Annotated in this window: 1 protein-coding gene; it reads left to right on the top strand. The window is 32.5% G+C overall.

Annotated elements, in window-relative coordinates; genetic code table 11:
- Positions 1 to 245 (top strand): hypothetical protein (locus DVW06_RS17620; RefSeq protein ID WP_238696209.1); only part of this gene is annotated, 245 nt, incomplete at its 5' end.
- Positions 246 to 271: the final 26 nt, after the last annotated feature.

Consider the following 271-nt stretch of genomic DNA (forward strand, 5'->3'; position numbering starts at 1 on the left):
TCGTTATAATATCATCTGTTTCCGTTTTGGTCAAGCCCTTTTTTCAAAAAGTTTTTTTGAAAGGTTTTGACTGTCGGTGTGTTTTGCCAACGTTGATAAATTTACCATTATTCTCTCTGAGGGTCAAGCATATTTTCTGTTTTTCTCCAATAAATTTTCTGAAAAGAAAAAAAGCCGTATCAACGGCTTTTTTAGGTTCTATAATATTTTGTGTTGGTGGAAAATCGAAGGCGATTTTCTACTAACACTTTTTCTTCGTTTCAACTCAAAA

Source organism: Enterococcus sp. ARL09-542, from assembly GCF_005234805.1.
Lineage (GTDB): Bacteria > Bacillota > Bacilli > Lactobacillales > Enterococcaceae > Enterococcus_D > Enterococcus_D gallinarum.